General features: G+C 35.5%; 19 protein-coding genes and 2 pseudogenes. 16 read left to right on the top strand and 5 right to left on the bottom strand.

From position 1 onward, the window contains the following. Window positions 1-63 precede the first annotated feature (63 nt). The 6 genes from ABH960_RS12305 to ABH960_RS12280 all read left to right on the top strand — a co-directional run bounded on the left by ABH960_RS12305 (window position 64) and on the right by ABH960_RS12280 (window position 7,928). The gene (locus ABH960_RS12305; protein ID WP_002190677.1) at window positions 64-1,896 is read left to right on the top strand and encodes a bifunctional homocysteine S-methyltransferase/methylenetetrahydrofolate reductase; all 1,833 of its coding nucleotides are present in this window, start codon (window positions 64-66) and stop codon (window positions 1,894-1,896) included. Continuing rightward, the gene (gene metH / locus ABH960_RS12300; protein WP_404445425.1) at window positions 1,896-5,294 is read left to right on the top strand and encodes a methionine synthase; all 3,399 of its coding nucleotides are present in this window, start codon (window positions 1,896-1,898) and stop codon (window positions 5,292-5,294) included. Before ABH960_RS12305 ends, metH begins: the two co-directional genes overlap by 1 nt. An 18-nt stretch (window positions 5,295-5,312) precedes the next feature. Further along, on the top strand, window positions 5,313-6,371 hold the full coding sequence (locus ABH960_RS12295) for an undecaprenyldiphospho-muramoylpentapeptide beta-N-acetylglucosaminyltransferase (protein ID WP_404445422.1): 1,059 nt from the start codon (window positions 5,313-5,315) through the stop codon (window positions 6,369-6,371). Between the two features lie 243 nt (window positions 6,372-6,614). Continuing rightward, on the top strand, window positions 6,615-6,857 hold the full coding sequence (locus tag ABH960_RS12290) for a DUF3966 domain-containing protein (protein ID WP_085960924.1): 243 nt from the start codon (window positions 6,615-6,617) through the stop codon (window positions 6,855-6,857). A gap of 96 nt (window positions 6,858-6,953) precedes the next feature. Beyond that, window positions 6,954-7,331 (top strand): nucleoside 2-deoxyribosyltransferase, encoded by a 378-nt coding sequence (locus tag ABH960_RS12285; RefSeq protein ID WP_404445419.1) that lies wholly within the window; start codon window positions 6,954-6,956, stop codon window positions 7,329-7,331. A 108-nt stretch (window positions 7,332-7,439) separates the two neighbouring features. Next, window positions 7,440-7,928 carry a hypothetical protein gene (locus ABH960_RS12280; RefSeq protein WP_404445416.1) on the top strand — a complete coding sequence of 163 codons (489 nt, stop codon included), beginning with the start codon at window positions 7,440-7,442 and terminating at the stop codon, window positions 7,926-7,928. A 35-nt stretch (window positions 7,929-7,963) separates the two neighbouring features. Here the strand turns inward: ABH960_RS12280 and ABH960_RS12275 are convergent, their stop codons facing one another. Continuing rightward, entirely contained in the window at window positions 7,964-8,275 is a 312-nt protein-coding gene (locus ABH960_RS12275; RefSeq protein ID WP_002129099.1) for a hypothetical protein, read from the bottom strand. 252 nt (window positions 8,276-8,527) lie between these two features. On the opposite strand from ABH960_RS12275, the gene ABH960_RS12270 reads away from it, so the two are divergent. Both ABH960_RS12270 and ABH960_RS12265 read left to right on the top strand, forming a co-directional pair. Continuing rightward, the gene (locus ABH960_RS12270) at window positions 8,528-8,743 is read left to right on the top strand and encodes a DUF3912 family protein (protein ID WP_219303540.1); all 216 of its coding nucleotides are present in this window, start codon (window positions 8,528-8,530) and stop codon (window positions 8,741-8,743) included. A 113-nt stretch (window positions 8,744-8,856) separates the two neighbouring features. After that, window positions 8,857-9,111: pseudogene (locus ABH960_RS12265) on the top strand (hypothetical protein); the annotation flags it as partial. Window positions 9,112-9,191: 80 nt separating this feature from the next. On the opposite strand, the gene ABH960_RS12260 reads toward ABH960_RS12265, so the two are convergent. From ABH960_RS12260 to ABH960_RS12250, 3 genes are all read right to left on the bottom strand, one after another. Continuing rightward, complete coding sequence (locus ABH960_RS12260; RefSeq protein WP_002138338.1) at window positions 9,192-10,586, bottom strand: L-cystine transporter; 1,395 nt, start codon at window positions 10,584-10,586, stop codon at window positions 9,192-9,194. A 107-nt stretch (window positions 10,587-10,693) separates the two neighbouring features. Then, the gene (locus ABH960_RS12255; RefSeq protein WP_002015110.1) at window positions 10,694-10,936 is read right to left on the bottom strand and encodes a DUF2626 domain-containing protein; all 243 of its coding nucleotides are present in this window, start codon (window positions 10,934-10,936) and stop codon (window positions 10,694-10,696) included. 279 nt (window positions 10,937-11,215) lie between these two features. After that, window positions 11,216-11,911: a helix-turn-helix transcriptional regulator gene (locus ABH960_RS12250; RefSeq protein WP_002014995.1), complete on the bottom strand. Its 696-nt coding sequence runs from the start codon at window positions 11,909-11,911 to the stop codon at window positions 11,216-11,218. 205 nt (window positions 11,912-12,116) lie between these two features. Between ABH960_RS12250 and ABH960_RS12245 the strand changes: the two are divergent. The 3 genes and pseudogenes from ABH960_RS12245 to ABH960_RS12235 all read left to right on the top strand — a co-directional run. Next, window positions 12,117-12,557 (top strand): annotated as a pseudogene (locus tag ABH960_RS12245) (ATPase, T2SS/T4P/T4SS family); the annotation flags it as partial. 49 nt (window positions 12,558-12,606) lie between these two features. After that, window positions 12,607-14,085: a recombinase family protein gene (locus ABH960_RS12240; protein ID WP_404445410.1), complete on the top strand. Its 1,479-nt coding sequence runs from the start codon at window positions 12,607-12,609 to the stop codon at window positions 14,083-14,085. Window positions 14,086-14,204: 119 nt separating this feature from the next. Further along, window positions 14,205-14,819 (top strand): helix-turn-helix domain-containing protein, encoded by a 615-nt coding sequence (locus ABH960_RS12235; protein ID WP_404445408.1) that lies wholly within the window; start codon window positions 14,205-14,207, stop codon window positions 14,817-14,819. Window positions 14,820-15,238: 419 nt separating this feature from the next. Here the strand turns inward: ABH960_RS12235 and ABH960_RS12230 are convergent, their stop codons facing one another. Next, window positions 15,239-15,793: a recombinase family protein gene (locus ABH960_RS12230; protein WP_404445405.1), complete on the bottom strand. Its 555-nt coding sequence runs from the start codon at window positions 15,791-15,793 to the stop codon at window positions 15,239-15,241. Window positions 15,794-16,028: 235 nt separating this feature from the next. Between ABH960_RS12230 and ABH960_RS12225 the strand changes: the two genes are divergently transcribed. The 5 genes from ABH960_RS12225 (at window position 16,029) to ABH960_RS12205 (ending at window position 19,449) form a co-directional block, all read left to right on the top strand. Continuing rightward, window positions 16,029-16,613 (top strand): hypothetical protein, encoded by a 585-nt coding sequence (locus ABH960_RS12225; RefSeq protein ID WP_404445402.1) that lies wholly within the window; start codon window positions 16,029-16,031, stop codon window positions 16,611-16,613. Further along, complete coding sequence (locus tag ABH960_RS12220; RefSeq protein WP_404445399.1) at window positions 16,579-17,070, top strand: hypothetical protein; 492 nt, start codon at window positions 16,579-16,581, stop codon at window positions 17,068-17,070. Before ABH960_RS12225 ends, ABH960_RS12220 begins: the two co-directional genes overlap by 35 nt. A gap of 1,064 nt (window positions 17,071-18,134) precedes the next feature. Continuing rightward, window positions 18,135-18,422, top strand: coding sequence for a chromosome segregation protein SMC (locus ABH960_RS12215; protein ID WP_404445396.1), 288 nt, complete (start codon window positions 18,135-18,137; stop codon window positions 18,420-18,422). A gap of 216 nt (window positions 18,423-18,638) precedes the next feature. Further along, window positions 18,639-18,764: a hypothetical protein gene (locus tag ABH960_RS12210; protein WP_404445393.1), complete on the top strand. Its 126-nt coding sequence runs from the start codon at window positions 18,639-18,641 to the stop codon at window positions 18,762-18,764. Window positions 18,765-18,846: 82 nt separating this feature from the next. Beyond that, window positions 18,847-19,449, top strand: coding sequence for a hypothetical protein (locus tag ABH960_RS12205; protein WP_404445391.1), 603 nt, complete (start codon window positions 18,847-18,849; stop codon window positions 19,447-19,449). Window positions 19,450-19,494: the final 45 nt, after the last annotated feature.

The following is a 19,494-nucleotide window of genomic DNA, read 5'->3' as shown; positions in this document are numbered from 1 at the left end:
ATTATGTCCCCCTCTTCAAAGCGAAGAGGGGGTTTTTTATATTGATAGAAATGAGGGAGATTCGTGAAATTACTAGATTTATTATCAAAAGGAATTGTAATAGGTGATGGTGCGGTTGGAACGTTATTACATTCGCATGGTTTACAAAGTAGTTTTGAAGAATTGAATTTGTCTGATCCGGACTTAATTATATCGATCCATAAACAATATGTAGCTGCTGGAGCGGATGTTATTCAAACGAATACGTATGGTGCGAATGAAGCGAAACTCCGCATGTATGGTCTAGAAAATCAAGTTGTCCAAATTAATAAAGCGGCAGTGAATATTGCGAAAGCATCAGTAACAGATCGGAATGCAATTTTAGGGACAATTGGAGGTATGAAACATATTGGTGCTGTTACAACGACTGATATAGAGCGAGAATTTATGTTACTTGAGCAGGCAGGTGCTTTACTAGAAGAACAGGTTGATGGATTACTATTAGAAACTTTTTATGATGAATTTGAATTATTGCATGCCGTTAAAGTATTGCGTAAACAAACGAATATTCCGATTGTTGCTCAGTTAGCGTTACATGAGGCAGGTACGACTCAAAATGGGAATGATGTCAATGAAATATTAAAACAGCTTTTGGATTACGGTGCCAATGTTGTTGGGTTGAACTGTCAACTAGGCCCGCTTCACATGACGGAAGCTTTCAAAATGATATCGATTCCTCAAAATGGCTATTTATCAGCATATCCGAATGCAGGTCTCCCGAATTATGTGGAAGGGCGTTACGTATATGAGGGAAGTCCAGCGTATTTTGAAGAAATGACACCGAAATTTATTGAACAAGGTATTCGTTTATTAGGTGGTTGTTGTGGTACTACCCCGGAACATATTGAAGGAATGAAACGTGCTATTGCAAATGTTGCACCTGTAATAGCAAAGGAGACGATTCAAAGGCCTAAAGTGGTCCATACACATGAGAAGCGTTCGAGAGCTCATGTTACTCTAGCAGAAAAGGCAAAGAAACAAACGACAGTTGTAGTGGAATTAGATCCACCGAAAACGTTAGACACGCAGCGTTTTTTTGAAGGGGCAAGAGCACTGAAAAGGGCTGGAGCGGATGCTATTACTCTAGCAGATAATTCATTAGCATCTCCTCGTGTTTCGAATATGGCTATGGGTGCATTATTAACGAAGCATGATATTCCAGTATTGACGCATTTAACGTGTAGAGACCATAACGTCATTGGACTACAGTCTCACTTACTTGGATTATCAGCATTAGGTATGGAGGAAGTGCTAGCTTTAACTGGTGATCCAGCGCGTGTTGGTGATTTCCCAGGTGCAACTTCTGTATATGATTTGTCATCGATAGAGCTCATTAAAATGATTAAAGAGATGAACGACGGTCGCTCTATTTTAGGGAAATCAATTGGTCCGGCAACAAGATTTTCTGTTGGAGGTGCATTCAATCCTCATGTAAGGCATTTAAAAGCAGCGGTCAAGCGAATGGAACGAAAAATTGATGCTGGTGCTGAATATTTCTTAACGCAGCCGATATATGATGTTGCTTTAATAGAAGAAGTATATGAAGCGACAAAGCATTTGGAACAACCTATCTTTATTGGAATTATGCCGTTAGTAAGTAAGCGGAACGCAGATTTTCTTCATTTTGAAGTGCCGGGTATTACTCTCCCTGAAGAGATAAGACAAAGAATGGATGGACATGAAACGAAAGAGGCAGCCATAGAGGAAGGGATTCGTATTTCACAAGAGTTGATCGATGCGGCGATGAAATACTTTAACGGTATTTATCTTATTACACCGTTTTTAAAATATGAAATTACAGAACATCTCGTGAAATATGTGAGAGAAAAGCAAGAAGTGAAAGAAGGTATTAATTGATGAAACGAATAGAAGAGAGATTACAACATGAAATTTTAATATTAGATGGTGCAATGGGAACGATGATCCAGCAAGAAGACTTAACAGCGGAAGATTTTGGAGGAGAAGAATACGAAGGTTGTAATGAATATTTAGTAAAAATAAGACCGGATGTTATTTTAAATATTCATAAAGTCTACATTGAAGCTGGAGCAGATATTATTGAAACGAATACGTTTGGTGCAACAAATATTGTATTAAGTGATTATGCATTGTCTCATTTAGATGAAGAGTTAAACGAAAGGGCAGCGCTTTTGGCGAAGCAAGCGGTTAAAGAAAGTGGGAAAGAAGTGTATGTTGCGGGAGCGATGGGACCAACGACGAAAGCGATTAGTGTTACAGGTGGTGTGACTTTTGAAGAGTTAATTGAAGCCTATACAAGGCAAGCGAGAGGACTATTAAGAGGAGAAGTTGATGTATTACTCGTTGAAACGAGTCAAGATATGCGTAATGTGAAAGCTGCGTACATTGGAATTCAATCGGCGTTTGAAGAACTAAACAAAATAGTACCTATTATGATTTCTGGAACAATTGAACCGATGGGAACGACTTTAGCGGGTCAAACGATCGAAGCCTTTTATTTATCGGTAGAGCATATGAAGCCATTATCGGTTGGATTAAACTGTGCTACTGGTCCAGAATTTATGAGGGAACATATACGTTCCCTATCTGATTTATCGGAGTGTTATATTTCGTGTTATCCAAACGCTGGTCTTCCTGATGAAGATGGGCATTATCACGAATCTCCAGCGTCACTTGCTGAAAAAGTAAAACGTTTTGCTGAAGAAGGATGGATTAATATTATTGGTGGTTGTTGTGGCACAACACCAGAACATATACGTGTAATGAAATCGGCGCTTGCCTCGATTAATCCTCGTGAGCATCATGAAAGGGTTGGACATGGAATTAGTGGACTAGAAGCGTTGCAATATGATGATTCTATGAGGCCTTTATTTGTTGGAGAAAGGACGAATGTAATTGGATCGCGTAAGTTTAAAAGATTAGTAGCAGAAGGGAAATTTGAAGAGGCTGCTGAAGTGGCAAGAGCGCAAGTGAAGAAAAATGCTCATATTATTGATATTTGTATGGCAGACCCTGATCGTGATGAAATAGAAGATATGGAAAGATTCTTGGCAGAAGTTACGAAAGTGTTAAAAGTACCGATTATGATTGATTCAACAGATGAAAATGTTATGGCGAAAGCTCTTACTTATATTCAAGGAAAAGGTGTTATCAATTCTATTAATTTAGAGGATGGAGAAGAACGTTTTGAAAAAGTGACACCCCTTCTTCGGAAATACGGTGCTGCGATAGTTGTAGGGACAATTGATGAAGATGGTATGGCAGTTAGTGCAGAAAGAAAGATAGAGATTGCTAAAAGAAGCTATGAATTACTAACGAAAAAGTATGGTATACGCCCATCTGATATTATTTTTGATGCGCTTGTGTTTCCTGTAGGAACAGGTGATGAAGAATATATAGGTTCAGCGGCAGCGACTATAGAAGGAATTCGTCTTATTAAAGAAGCGTTACCAGAATGTTTAACGATTCTAGGTGTGAGTAATATATCTTTTGGTTTACCACCAGCTGGACGTGAAGTATTAAACTCTGTCTTTCTATATCATGCAACGAAAGCAGGATTAGATTATGCGATTGTTAATACGGAAAAATTAGAACGCTATGCGTTAATTCCAGAGGAAGAAAAACGTCTTGCGGATGCATTATTATTTGAAACGACGAAAGAGACGTTAGAAAAATTCACAAACTTTTACCGTGTTGCCAAAAAGAAAGAAGTCGCTACACAAGAAACGCTAACGCTTGATGAACGACTGGCAAATTATATTGTGGAAGGTACGAAGCAAGGACTACAAGAAGATCTAAGTCTCGCGCTTACAGAAGGACGAAAACCTCTGGATATTATTAACGGGCCGCTTATGACAGGAATGGATGAGGTGGGACGATTATTTAATGGTAATGAGCTTATCGTTGCTGAAGTATTGCAAAGTGCTGAAAGTATGAAAGCTGCCGTAAGTTATTTAGAGCCACATATGGAATCTAGTGAGAGTGCAAAAAAAGGGAAAGTATTATTAGCGACTGTTAAAGGAGACGTACATGATATTGGGAAAAACCTTGTTGAAATTATTTTATCAAATAACGGATATGAAATTATTAATTTAGGAATTAATGTTCGTTCGGATCGAATTGTTCAAGAAGTACAAGAAAAGAAACCTGATATTATTGGCCTTTCTGGTTTGTTAGTAAAATCAGCGCAACAAATGGTAACGACTGCTGAAGATTTAAAAGCAGCGAATATTGATATTCCAATTGTTGTAGGTGGTGCAGCACTAACGAGGAAATTTACAGATAATCGTATTTCTCCATCTTATAAAGGGCTCGTATGTTATGCAAGTGATGCAATGACAGGTCTTGATATTATTAACAAATTACAAAAGGAAGAAGAACGTGAAAAGATGAAGCGAGATAAAAAGGAACGCCATCTTCATATTGTGAAACAAGAGGAGAAAAAAATAGAAATTCCCGCAGTTATTGAGCCGTTGCCAAAAGCACCTGTTATAGTGCCAGATTCGACGAAACGAGTTGTATTACGGGATATTCCTGCCCTTCATCTTGCACCGTTTTTAAATAGACAAATGTTAATTGGACACCATCTTGGGTTAAAAGGAAACGTAAAAAAACTCTTGCAAGAAGGGGATAAAAGAGCACATGAGCTAAATTATTTAATTGATGAATTATTACAAGAAGGACAATCTTGGTTACGCCCAAAAGCGGTGTATCAATTTTTCCCGGCGCAAAGTGATGGACAAAATATAATTATATACGATCCGGAAGATCACACACGTATTATAGAGCGATTTGAATTTCCGAGACAAGGAAAAGCACCATACCGTACTTTAGGAGATTATATACGCCCGATTGGAGATGAGATGGATTATGTCGCTTTCTTATCTGTTACCGTTGGAGAAGGGGTTCGAGATATTGCAGAGGAATGGAAGGCGAAGGGAGATTATTTACGCAGTCATGCGATTCAGTCGTTAGCACTTGAATTAGCAGAAGGACTTGCTGAAAAAACACATATGCTCATTCGTGATCGTTGGGGAATTCCAGATTCACCTGAACTGACGATGGAAGAGAGATTCCGTACGAAATATAGAGGAATACGCGTATCATTTGGTTATCCAGCATGCCCAGAACTTGCTGATCAAGAAAAATTATTTCGCTTAATTCATCCAGAAGAAATAGGTATTTCATTAACAGAAGGATTTATGATGGAGCCAGAAGCGTCTGTAACGGCTATGGTATTTTCTCACCCTGAGGCAAGGTATTTTAGTGTACTATAGTGTAGAAGGGGGAGACGTATGAAAAAAATAGTCTTTACAGGTGGCGGTTCGGCCGGGCATGTAACACCTAATTTAGCAATTATTCCACATTTACAAAAGCAGAACTGGGATATCTCTTATATTGGTTCTTATCAAGGTATTGAGAAAACGATTATAGAAAAAGAAGGAATCCCATACCATAGTATTGCAAGCGGGAAGCTACGTCGTTATTTTGATTTGAAAAATATAAAAGATCCTTTTCTCGTGATGAAGGGTGTTATGGATGCGTACGTAACAATTCGTAAACTAAAACCGGATGTTATTTTTTCAAAAGGTGGTTTCGTATCCGTACCAGTCGTAATAGGAGGGTGGCTAAATAGGGTGCCAGTTTTATTACATGAATCTGATATGACACCTGGACTAGCAAATAAAATTGCGCTCCGTTTTGCCTCGAAAATATTTGTTACATTTGAAGAAGCAGCGAAACATTTACCGAAAGAAAAAGTAATATATACAGGATCGCCTGTACGTGAAGACGTACTAAGAGGGAATCTTGAAAAAGGTTTAAAGTTTCTAGGGTTTTCCCGGAAGAAATCAGTTATTACTGTTATGGGAGGAAGTTTAGGCGCAAAGAAAATTAATGAAACGGTTCGATCGGCACTTCCAGATCTTCTGAAAAATTATCAAATTGTGCATCTTTGCGGAAAAGGAAATCTTGATGAATCCTTACAAAATAAAGAAGGATATAGACAATTTGAATATGTACATGAAGAGTTGCCGGATATATTAGCAGCAACAGATTTTGTTATTTCACGTGCGGGATCCAACGCGATTTTTGAATTTTTAACAATGCAAAAGCCGATGGTGTTAATTCCGTTATCGAAATTTGCAAGCCGTGGAGATCAAATTTTAAATGCTGAATCCTTTAAAAGACAAGGGTATGCATCGGTATTATATGAAGAGGATGTAACGGTGAACTCACTTATAAAGCATATAGAAGAGCTATCTCATAATAATGAGACGTATAAAACAGCATTAAAAAAATATAATGGGAAAGAAGCGATTAAAACTATCATTCAACATATTTCAGAGGCATGATTAAACAATCATGTCTTTTTTAGTAGGATGAAAGATTCCAAGAATTGATATTTTTATGTTACAATAAAGTGAAACTTTAATCAGTGGGGGGGTCATCCCCACTGATTATTAGCCCTCACCAATCGGGCTTTTACGGGCAGTTAATCCCATACCTAACTTCTTTGTTTTCGCTGAATTTTGAGGTGGGGGTCTTACTGCCCGTTAATGCGGGGTAACAAATGGTTAATAGGGAAATTCCAATTGATTAAGCGTGAAAATACGAATGGATTAGGAGTGACTGTGTTGGAGCTAAGTCTCTATGAAAATACTGCACTTATTATATGCTTTGTGTTGTACGTTGGTAGTGTTATTGTTTATATTTCACGGAAATTTTCACAAGAACGAGAGCTTGAAAAATCAGAAATAACAGCTGAACTAGAAATGTTAGCTGATGAAAGTTATAAAAAACAAAAAATAAAAGAAGATCATGAGGCACCCCATCATTGAAACGCAAATAAGTTCTAAGGATGGGGATTTTTTTGAAAAAATCCCATTAACGCTAAAAAAGGAGTTTCCCCATACATATTTAAGGAGTGAATATAAATGAAATTTTATATTGCTTCAGGATTTCAAAATAAACATCTTGTTCGTTTCGTATCAAGCCAGTTGAAAGAAGTGGGATGGCAGCATACATATGATTGGACGAAAAATGAAAGAGCAACCAATAGAGAACAATTGCAAAAGATTGGTGAAGAAGAACAAGAAGCGATACGAGAAGCTGATGTTTTCTTACTCATACTAGAGGGTGGGAATGGAAGTCATACAGAATTAGGGATGGCAATTGCTTTAGAAAAGAAAATTTATATATATCACAGGGGCAATGAGTTGCAAACTACATTCTACCATTTACGAGAAGTTGATATTTTCAAAGGAGAAATTGAGGGACTTGTCTCATATATATTGAATAAGGTGGAATGTTAGACGTGGGAATGCAGCGAGAAATATTTTTTGCAAAAAAAGAGTGAAGGTTACCATTAGGCTATTTTGGGCACAGTTATTATAAGTAAAGCATATAAAGGAGTTATAAATATGAAATTAGAAAATGGATGGGAAACAAGTATTTTAGAGGTTGTACAAAACAGTGAATTTAAGAAAGATGCAATTCTTAGTCAATTGCTTTTTGCGGATAGTGAAGAAGTAGAAGAGCTTGTTGATGATTACGGTTATGAAGAGATTATTGAACGCGAACATGATGATGAGTTAGCAGGAATTTTAGGAGAAGAACTTTTCAGTGAGCTGGAGCGAAATGTATTCTTATCTCCACAGCCAGAAGAAAAACTTATTTCATTCGTAGATGGATTAGGTTTTCATGTGTTAGATTGGATTGTGCTTCTTGAAACAGAATTTGGCATTGATAGCGCAAACTTCACATCGGATGCAGTGAAAATGTTAGAAAAGCGCTTTAGACAGTTTCCCTATATAGAAGAGAAGACAATTTTTGATATGACGTTTGAAGAAGCGATGGATGTATTAGAATCTGTTACAGGATTACAGCTGAAGGGGAAAATGAACGTATAATGAAAAAGAACGTGATAGCTTCACGTTCTTTTTTTTTACATAATAATAATTTTATCATCTAGCTTTGTTTGTCCAGTAAGAAGTGCATTTAAATACTCTACTTTTCGTATGCAAGCTTGTATATGTCTTTCAACCTCTTGTAACTCTGCTTGGTGATGCGTTTCAATTGGATGAATTTGTACGTTAAATTTTTCGAATTGACTACTATATGTTATTTCTGCATAGCCGCTCATAATATCGGTTTCGTTATGAAATAAAAATTGCTTCGTTTCTTCACAGAATGATACATCCTGAAAGCCATATACTTTTAATGCTTCAATTACTTTGTTAATCATGTTTGTATTCATTTTTTAACCCTCTTTACGAAGTTCTACTTTTATATTATAACATAAAAAATTACGTAGAAAGCGCTTCCAAGTGTATTTTATTATAAACTTTACGTTTCAATCATAAAAATGAAACAAAGAAAAAATAATTGTAAAGAAGGAAGGACTCTTTTATTGTTTCGTCATATATATAGAGAAATAGTGCAATGAAAGGAAATTTTCCGAGGTGGAGATTGTATTTCCAATTTGAGCGCAGTAAAAGAGGTGAGAATCTTGAACTTTGATATTGTAGGACAAAAAGCATATATAAAAGATGGGCCGCATCGGAACCGAATTGGAACTGTAAAGAAAAATGAAAAACAATTAGAATCCCATTTTGCTATTGTAATTGGGGAACAAAGTATTGCTGTAGAGCTAAAGGATATCGTGTTAGTTGGAGTAGATGTAGGACAATTTCATACATGGTGCGAGCAAAATGGTTATTTGTGAAAGGGACGGGCTGTGAGATAATGAAATATATTTGAGAAAAGAGAATATGTTATTATATTCTCTTTTTCTATGTGTGGGGATACGGAAATGAAGTATAAAGAACAAGAGTTTACATTGGAGTTGAAAGAGAAAAAGAAAATCCCTTTGAAATAGGATATTATTCATCAGTTTCTATAGCGATATTAGATGAAGAAGGAGAGATGATTGAATTTTACGTTATTCCAATTTGGAGATGCGAAAATACTTTTTTAGGGATGCCAACTCAGTCGAGAGTTTGGGGGAGTAAGAAAGTAGGGGAACTTGTTGATGAATCTTGTTATGAGATTGAGGAAGAGTTAAAAGAGCAACTAGAAGAATACTTGGAGTGATAACTTTCAAGAGAAGATGTATAGAGATGGAACATAATAAAAAAGACGCTAACAGTATAAATTGTTAGCGTCCTTTTTTATTATGAAGCAATCTCACCAGTTTTTACATCATCTTGATTGTACGTATCCTGATCTAATTCACCAAGCCATTTACTAGAAATAAGACCAGCTGTCATAGAACCACTTACGTTAAGAGCTGTACGACCCATATCGATTAATGGTTCAACTGAGATAACAAGAGCGACAATACCGATTGGTAAGTTCATTGTAGATAGTACGATTAACGCTGCGAATGTTGCACCGCCACCAACACCGGCAACACCGAATGAGCTAATAGCAACGACAGCGATTAAAGTTAAAATGAATTGTGGTTGTAATGGATCAATTCCTACAGTTGGAGCGACCATCATAGCAAGCATTGCTGGATAAATACCTGCGCAACCGTTTTGACCGATAGATACTCCAAAGGATGCAGCGAAGTTAGCGATTCCTTCAGAAATACCAAGCTTTTCTTTTTGAGCTTCAATATTTAATGGCATTGCACCAGCACTAGAGCGAGATGTGAATGCAAATGTTAATACAGGGAACACTTTTTTCAAATATTGAATTGGATTTAAACCAGATAATGCGATTAATAATAAGTGAATGATAAACATTACGATAAGAGCTACGTAAGATGCTAACACGAAGTTACCAAGTTTTAAAATAGCGTTAATATCGCTACCAGCAACTGTCTTTGCCATAAGAGCTAATACGCCGTATGGAGTAAGACGTAAAATTAATGTTACCATACGCATTACGATTGCATATACAGCATCAAGCATTTTCTTAAATAGCTCTGCTTGTTCTGGATATTTTCGTTTTACACCTATAAAGGCAATCCCGATAAAGGCTGCGAATATTACAACAGAAATTGTTGATGTTGGACGAGCACCTGTTAAATCAAGAAAAGGATTCGTAGGCAACAGTTCTAACAATTTGTCTGGAATTGTTGTCTTTTCAATAGAAGTAAATCTTTCTTCTACTAATTTCAGACGAGCAGATTCTGCATCACCTTGTTGTAATCCTGTTGCTGATACATCAAATCCTGCGCTTGCAGCTATACCGACAGCTGCGGCAATTCCTGTAGTAAGAATTAAAATTCCGATAATAAGACCACTGATTTTACCAAGGTTTTTCGTTAATTGTAATTTTGTAAATGCTGAAATAATAGATACTAAAATAAGTGGCATAACGATCATTTGAAGTAATTTCACATAACCGTTACCAATTAAACTAAACCAGGTATTTGATTCGATAATTACTTTAGAAGTAGGTTCATAAATAAATTGTAATATAAGACCAAAGATAATTCCGACTCCTAAAGCAGTAAATACACGTTTATTAAAAGATACATGCTTACGTTGCATATAATACAATACGCCAACTAAAATGAGCATGACTGTGATGTTAATTCCGACAAGCAGTGTATTCATATTAATTCCCCCTAATTCCAATGTGTTATATAGAATATAAGGTAATAAAACCTATAAGTCAACTAGGGAATTGCGGGATTAAAAAAAAGATGGCAATTTGCCATCTCTTAATGCCCAGCTCCAGGGACAAGTAAAAATGTTGTGTACCATGTAAATCCGATGAAGAAAACGGTTAAATATGCCCCGAATACGTATATATACATACGCTCTGTTAATTTTAAATAACTTAAAAGTACGAAGAATCCTGTTTGTCCTAAAAATAGTAGTGCGGTCGAATGCATATCCCCTACGTAAAACATAACCGAGAAAATTCCAGTCCAAAAGCCGAGAACGCGAAACATGCGCTCCATGCCATCTCCCTCCTTTTCTAAAAAAAGTAAAACCTCTTTTCATTATAGTTTATTTTTCTAACTATTGTAAATATTCATTCATATAAAAAAGAAGCCAATTATAATATTGACTTCTTCTTAGTTGAAAAACTAAATTTGAACTTTATCCCGCATTAACGGGCAGTAAAACTCCCACCTCAAAATTCGGCTTGAGCAAAGAAGTTAGGTGGGAGATAACTGCCCGTAAAAGCCCGATTGGTGAAAGCTAATAATCAGTGGGGGAAGAACACCCCCCACTGATTAAAGTTTCACTTTATAGTTACAAGATTTGCATCCATCTAGTAGACTATCGTTTCGTGTTAATTCCACGTTCGGGAATAGGATTTCAAAAATCCCCTTCATCATATCTCCGTGCATATTACAAATTTCAGTCGGATGATGCGCAGCAACTTCTTTAAATGGACAATTGTGTACATCATAGAAAATTTTTGTGCCATCTGTACTTAATTCAAAAGCAGGAGATAAGCCAGCTGTTGAGAATGCTTCTTTTGCGATTAGCATTTTTTGTTCTATCGTCAATGCTTCTGCACTTACATTTAAGCGATGCATATGTTGTTGCATTAATTCTTTGCCGAATTGTTTCCCTGTTTCATATAGCGCTTTTTCACCAGCACTACCTAAGCTTAGCAGTGAATTAAATGCTATCTGCGCTAATAATTGATAATCGCGAAATGGGAATTGTAACTGGATGACATCTTGAGACAAGACGTATAGTCTGCTTGGTCTTCCGCCTTTCCCAGTTTTTTTTGTTTCTGATTTGAGCATATTAACATCTTCTAATTTAGATAAATGTAAACGCGCTACGTTTGGATGAATATTAAACTCATCTGCAATTTCTTGTACAGTTACGTAATTATGCTTTTGCGAAATATATTTATAAATGTAATAACGAGTAGGGTCAGATAACACACCTGTAATTTTTAAAGCTTGTTCCATTAGGATCTCCACCTTTATCACTTTATCCAAGATATTAACATTATAATACAGATAAACTTCCATATAGGTAATTTCAGACAATAGTTCAGAAATTGTTCATATTTTCACAAACATATTTTCCCTTTTTCTCCTAGTGAAAATACAAAATCTCTAATTTTTCTTGTGCATTTTTTCATGATATATACATAGTGAGGAGGGAAACTTGATGAATAGTGTCGAGCTTTTTGCAAATATGATTATGAAAGAAGCTTGTGGGGTGCAAGCATCGGACTTACATATTGTGCCCAGGCAGAAGGATGTGGCGATTCAATTACGTATTGGAAAAGATTTAATTACGAAACGGTGTATTGAAAAGGGGTTTGGAGAAAAGCTTGTTTCGCACTTTAAATTTTTAGCATCAATGGATATAGGAGAGAGGAGAAAACCTCAAAATGGTTCGTTGTACTTACAAATTGATGGACAAGAAGTGTATTTACGCCTTTCAACACTTCCAACAGTATATCAAGAAAGTCTCGTTATTCGCCTCCATTTACAAGCATCTGTACAGCCGTTGTCTCACCTTTCGTTATTTCCAAGTTCAGCGGAAAAATTACTCTCTTTTTTAAAGCATTCGCATGGGTTACTCTTATTTACTGGGCCGACTGGTTGAGTGCTTAGGGACAACATTATATAATTGCCTTTAGGAAGGTGATTATATGCTATATAGCAACGAGAATATAAAACATGTCGCAGTATATTTGCGATTAAGTCGTGATGAAGAAAATCAAGGAATTGAACAAGTACTAGCTAACCACCGTCAAACATTGATTAGCTTATGTAATAAAAATAAATGGTCATATGAGTTATTTGAAGAAGTGGCTTCAAGTAGCACTATTATAAATCGAGAACAAATGGTTAAACTTTTAGACCGAGTGGAACAGAATTATTATGATGCTGTAGTTATAATGGACGTTGATAGACTCTCGAGAAACGAGTTTGACGCTAGTCTAATAAAGAGAATACTTTTGGAAACAGAAACTTATATAGTCACACCGTATCGGATGTATGATCTTACTAGAGATGATGACAGTTTATTATTAGGGATAACTAACCTTATTGCTAGTGGAGAATATAAGCAAATATTAAAACGTATGAGAAGAGGGAAAGAATACGCCCAAAAACAAGGACATTGGACTAATGGGATAGCACCGTTAGGTTATACTAAAGATACAAAAACTAAAAAGCTTGTTCCTAATGAACGTGCTAATGATATTCAGTTTATCTTTTCTGAAATTATTAAAGGTACAACCATACCCTCACTTATTAGACAATTAAATAAGATGGGAATAAAAACAAGACAGGGTTACGATTTTAAATACAATAGCATTGTACGGATAGTAAATAATGAAGCTTATAAAGGAACCATAGCAAGTAACAAAACTATTGGTCAGTATAAGCTTAGACCTAAGGAAGAATGGGTAATGGTTCATAATGTACATCCAGCCATAGTTGACGAAGCTACATGGGGTTCAGCCAATAAAATCGTTAATGAGTATTCATTTAAAGCACCGAGAAGTAAAAACAGAATATATCCTACAAGTAATCTTATATACTGTGCGAACTGCGGGAAAATACAAGGATGTAATAATCATAAACGTCTTAATAAGATTTATATTAAACATTGTAAGTGCGGTAACAGAAGCTTCTATTATAATCCTGTATTAGCCATGATTAAAGGAGAAGTATTAGGATATAAAGAAAATATTCTAAAAGCACTAGAAATACTTGAAGAAGATAAACATGAGGACGATACTCAATATAGAAAAGAGAAGCTATTAAGTCAATTGAATAAGTCCACGAGGGCTTTAAATAAAATCAATATCCTGTTTGAAGAAGATGAGATAGATATTATTACTTACAGGGAAAGAAAAGCTAAAAGGCAAGAAGAAATCAAATTGATTGAAGAACAAATGACGGCATTAGAAAGAGAAGATAAATCTGCTAAGATAGAAACTTTGCAGGAACAGATAAAGTCAATTGAAAAGCTGGTAGATAAGTGGGAGTTGTTGGACGGTGAAGGGTACTCTGATGAACAGGTGAACCGTCTGTTACATGGCTTAATTAGTGGGATATTATGGTCTTTTAAGAAGGATGCAGAATCACCAACATTAACTATAATTTACAACGAGGAATAATCAGTAATGGTTATTCTTTTTTACTTTTCCATGTCCTAAATCATTCTCATTTTGCAAGTAGGTAATTGTAAGGTTCAGAAATTGAACCACTGAAACTTGTAGAAAAGGAATGATTTAAAATGACAAACGGCGTAACAACAATCAAAGGAACGGAAAATACTTGTAAAGGAAATCTAAATGGTAACTTTGAACAAGTACCAATGGAATTATTCGATTATATTCAGTTAGGATTGATTACTCATACTGATCTAGTCGTTTATGTGAAGTTACTTCAATTATATAATCCTGACTATGGTTATGCTTTCCCAACTATTGAACGGCTAATGATTGAAACTCGTATAAAAGGGAAAGCGACTGTTCACAACAGCCTTAAAAGGCTAGGGGAAGTTGGGCTAATTCAGAAAGGTAAGGCAAGCTGGGGAAATAATACTTACGTGGTCTACAAGCCATTAAGCAAGGCAGAATTATATAAATGTGTTCCTGATAAGGTTAAACAATTTAAAGAGTTTGAAAGTAAGCTAGTGAAAATATCAGATTATGATAAGGAACGTTTTCAACAGCACCTACAAGGCAAGCAAATGAGAGAACAACAAGAACAGCAAATTCAAGCAAGGCAAGTTATCCCTACTGTGGAACAACGAGTGAATAATGAATCTACTGATACTGAATATAATGACTTTTCACCTGAGGAAATTGAAATGCTTAGGAAAGTAGAATTGTTGAAAAGAAAGTAGTACAAATTAAGTACCTCAAAGTCACAAGAATAGGGATTAAGTAGTTCAAATAATGAACCTCAGTAGTTCAATAATTGTACTTGAGATAGTTCGGATTATGAACGTTATACATACTTACTTTAAACAAACTTATATAATCAAACTTAAATATACTCTCTAAAAGAATACTATTAAAAGAAGAAAAGAAAACTGTTAAAAAATGAAGTAAAGTAAAGAAGGTATTAACGTTCATTATTTGAACCGTGCACAACGAGTCTTTGCTGGGAATCCGCATGATAGCAACGTTTATGACATATTTAGCTTGTTCATTTTTGTGCAATTCCTCACGTTTTTCCGCTTCCATGCCCTCTTTATACAGCCGACTCAGAAATGTTTTTCCTGCACAATTGAACAGCCAAAATAAAAGAAGACCACCAGCATTAGCTGTTAGCCTTTCGTTTTGCACGTATTAAGGTACTTTTACTAATGCCCGTCTTATTTTCTACTTCTTTGTAAGACTCGGATTCTAATAGTTTTAAAGCATGTTCTATCTGTTTTTTACTGTATTTATTTGGACGTCCTTCTCTAAAGTCGTCACGCTGTTTAGCAATGGCTTTGCCTTCCTGAGTACGTTCTACAATTAAGTTTCTCTCCATTTCTGCCACTGCTAGTAATGTAGTTAAGAAGAATCTACCCATTGTCGTATCTTCTAATAGTCCCACATTTAAAACGTGCACTCTTACACCTTTAGAAAATAATCCTTTTACGATCTCGATTCCCTCAACAGTGTTTCTTGCTAGTCTATCTAGTTTAGTGACGACTAATGTATCACCTTCTTTTAGGATTGAAAGAACTTCTTTTAATTGGGGTCTGTCTGATTTAGTTCCTGTAAACTTCTCAGAATAAATCTTGTCACAGCCCTCATTTTCTAATGCTGTTAATTGTACCTCTAATTCTTGTGACACCGTACTTACTCTTGCGTATCCGTATTTCATTATGTATTATTCCCCGTTCTATGGTTCGTTTGTGACACTAAGTTATGACACTGTTTGATACCTTGATAATACAGCAATGAATTTTCGGTGTCAATACTATTAAGTTATGCCCCTGGTTTTGATTTGTTTAAAAATGTTAATTATTTCTTGTTTTTGTGTTATTATTATTATTATTATTATTATTTATTGTGGGTTTATGTTTAGGATGAATAAAGCTTTGGGGTGGATTAGAAGGATGACAACAATTTCAGAACCAGTGGTGGATGTTAAGGTTGGAACAGTACGGGATATGTCAATGTACTTTTTTATACGTGCAGGAGTGACTGTTTTACTATTATTTGGATATTACTATGCTATAAAGAAAGATATAGATTATGTTCAATTTTTTATTACTACATTATTGTTATTTACTCCTTTTATTTTGGATTATTATCCGCGTCAACATGAAGATAAATGGGAGATACGTTTACGTAAATTGGGTATGTTAATACCAAGCATAGCAATCGTAGGAGTTCTAATAATTGGGATTGTCAATGGTGAAGTAAGTTATTGGGCTAGCAACACGGATACTTGGTTAAAGTTTGTTTGTATGGGGGCAGGGGCAATAGTAGTAATTTTGGCTTTTATTGATTATAATAATTATAATCGAAGAAGTCCATTTACGCAGGGCATGAAACAACATACTAGCGAATATATTGAAGAATCTAAGGCTGAATCCGCTGAAGCACGTATGAAGAGAAATGAAGCTAATAAGAAGGAAGGACTCAAAAGGCTTGCATTAGAAAGTGAAAAGAGAAGCAAGAAGAAGCCAAAGAAATAACCCAAATGGAGGAATGAAGATGGATTATGTAGGTTTATTGCTATTTATAATGTTATTAGCATACCTTACTACATCATATTCGGCATATAGAGAAATTCGGGAGAAGAATCTAAAGGTGAGATTTACTTTTCGTAATGTAATTTTCTTTTTGATTATTCCCATTAGCGTTAGTGTCATTCATTTGAAAATGGCCTATCAGTTTTATAGAGAAGGACAAAAAAAAGAAGCAAAATTACTTCTTACTTTAGCTACTTTTAAAATGTCTTCAGGTATAGCGATCTTTTTAGAGTTCATGATACACTCAGCTATAGTAGATGCTGTTTACGGAAAAAACACAAAAAAGGTAAAAGTTAAACAAGAATCAAAGAAGATTTCTAGTGAAGTACTTGACTGGGGGAACCTAAAGAAATTGCGACAAAACCCATTCAATTATGGGAAAACTTTTAGCCCAGCTTAATATAGACTTCTCTTAACTTTAGACAAGGGACTTATTGTAGATGTCAAAAAAATGTCTTGCTATTTATATGTCAGTATTAAATGTAATACACTTTAACTATAATGAGTCGCTGTAAGCGTTTTCCATGTTAGAATACAGGACACCTGTGGTGGCATAGTGCCGTATGAATTGCGAATAGGAAAACTACACGCATAGAGGCCGAAGTATTTGAGTCTTTGAAGGTGGGTTCGATTTCCTTTAATATTTAACACAAATATCCAACATCTTGTATTTGAAGGTGTTGGATATTTTATTTGGAATCAGTGAGAAGATATATACCTGTGTGTTAAATATAAATCCTAAAATGGATTTTTAATCGTACATATTATTTACCTCAATCGAAAATCAACACTTTCGGAGTGGACTACTCAGCAACGCAAAGACAAGGGATAGCCCTCCATCATAAATCTCTATCAAAAGGGCGTCTCTACTAGGACATGGCTATATAGGGAGGTCTAATGACACTACTAGGTGGTGCTGTGCCGATAGGAAGGCTATACTGCTACCACATACAGTAGGGCTGAGGTGCATGGTGTGGCATACAGCAAGGTAATGACAGGATAGCGAGGACAACAGTGAGGCACGAGGGAAGGGCACACACCATGAGGCGAGAACAACAGCAAGGAAAGAACGAAAAACGAATGAAGAACAAACAAACACGAATGACAACAGTAAGATCAGTGGGATAAATAGGAGGAACGAACCGTGTAGAGGATTGGCGACGCCTACTATATTTTTATATATAGATACCCCCACCATAGGGGGCAGGGGGTGTATATAGGGGGCGTCTGGTCTCCGCTAAATATACGCTGAAATTTTGAAATGTTTTTTGGGGCTAATAAGTCACCGAGATTCGCAATCCTGACTCGATAACTTTCCCTTCATGGGAAAAGCCCCTTACTACTTACCTTGTACAGCGTTATATGGAATGGGGGTGGTTAAGGTTTTTGCTATAATTGAATGACCGATTCCTAAAAATAAATTTTCGCAATGGAATCAGAAACATTTTAGGGGGTCTAGCTGCCGTGACAGAAAATGAGAAGAAATTGATTCAACAGATATATGAGAAAGTAGTATCAATGGATAATAGGTTAGATAAATTAGATGGTAGGTTAGATGGGTTGGACGGTAAAATGGATAGCTTAGAGGGGAAAATGGATAGTTTGGAAGGTAGTTTTAAGGGATTGCAAGCTACATTCGAACAAGGCTTTGCTGATGTACGTAAAGAAGCAAGTGAAATCATTGAAATATACAAAAATAGAAGAAGTGCAAAAGAGATCGTTGAGGGAATCGCTGGGAAGGAAGATAAATAATAAGAAAAATGGAAAGACAGTTAAATTAGTCCCTCCGCTTTAAAGTATTCCATAACCATCCAATGAGGTATACCTAACTCTTTAGATATTTGTTTCGGGGTGTAACAGGTGATTAAAGTGAGTTTTTAAAATTTATTTTTAAAATCAATGTCCTATTTCATTCCGTATTTGCAAGTACCTAACTGACAAGACAAATTCAGTGAGGTACTTATGAAAATGGAGAAAGTGACAGTTAAGAAAAAGAAACCAGTTAAGATAATCGTACAGGTTTTAAACGAACCATCTAAAGAAGCGATAGTAAATACAGCAAAAATTTTAAGGACTTTAGGCAACTCTGCTTAGAGTCCTTTTTTTATCCAAAGTGTAGCGGAGAAAATGCATTTTTAGTAAACTATTACCATTGATAACGTTATTGGAGGGTAAAATGAAAGTATTCAATTTTATTAAAAAGATTATAATTATACTATGCTGTTCTTTGGGGACTCTTGCCTATGCAAACTACCTCACAGAAGAAAAAAGGGGACCGATTCGTTTTTTATTTATAGAAATACCTCATGAGTACCCACTTGCTATACTTTTAGTTCTAAATGTTTTATTTGTGGTTGATATATTTACAAAGAGAGTAGATAAAATAATGAGAAAAGCTATGATATATCTGTTTTCTTTATTTGGTACAGCATTTTTATACTCTATATGTATGAGTATATTTCTCACAGTGATTGTTAATAAAAATTTGCAAACATCAATCTTTGGATTGTTAACAATTCTTGGTATGAATATGATTCTTAGTGGAATATTTTTAGCAATTTACTACTGTATAAAAGAAGATAATAAGAAAAAGAAATTTGAGAATCATCTTGCTTTTGTTCATTACATACTTATTTATTGTTCAACTTTACTATCAGGTTTAAGTCTTTTATCACAAGAGGTTAGCACTGTGTGGAATCCCTATATTATTCTACTAGTACTTGCAGTTCTTAATAATTATGTGTGTAAAGCCGTTATTACTAAAACACTTTGGGCTTAAATATAAACTGATTTTTAAAATTTCTAACAGCCGGGTACTTGTACG

It is taken from the genome of Bacillus sp. RC252 (genome assembly GCF_044909215.1).
Lineage (GTDB): Bacteria > Bacillota > Bacilli > Bacillales > Bacillaceae_G > Bacillus_A > Bacillus_A mycoides.
The sequence above is the reverse complement of the archived record's forward strand: the minus strand, read 5'-3'. Positions and strand labels throughout refer to the sequence as shown.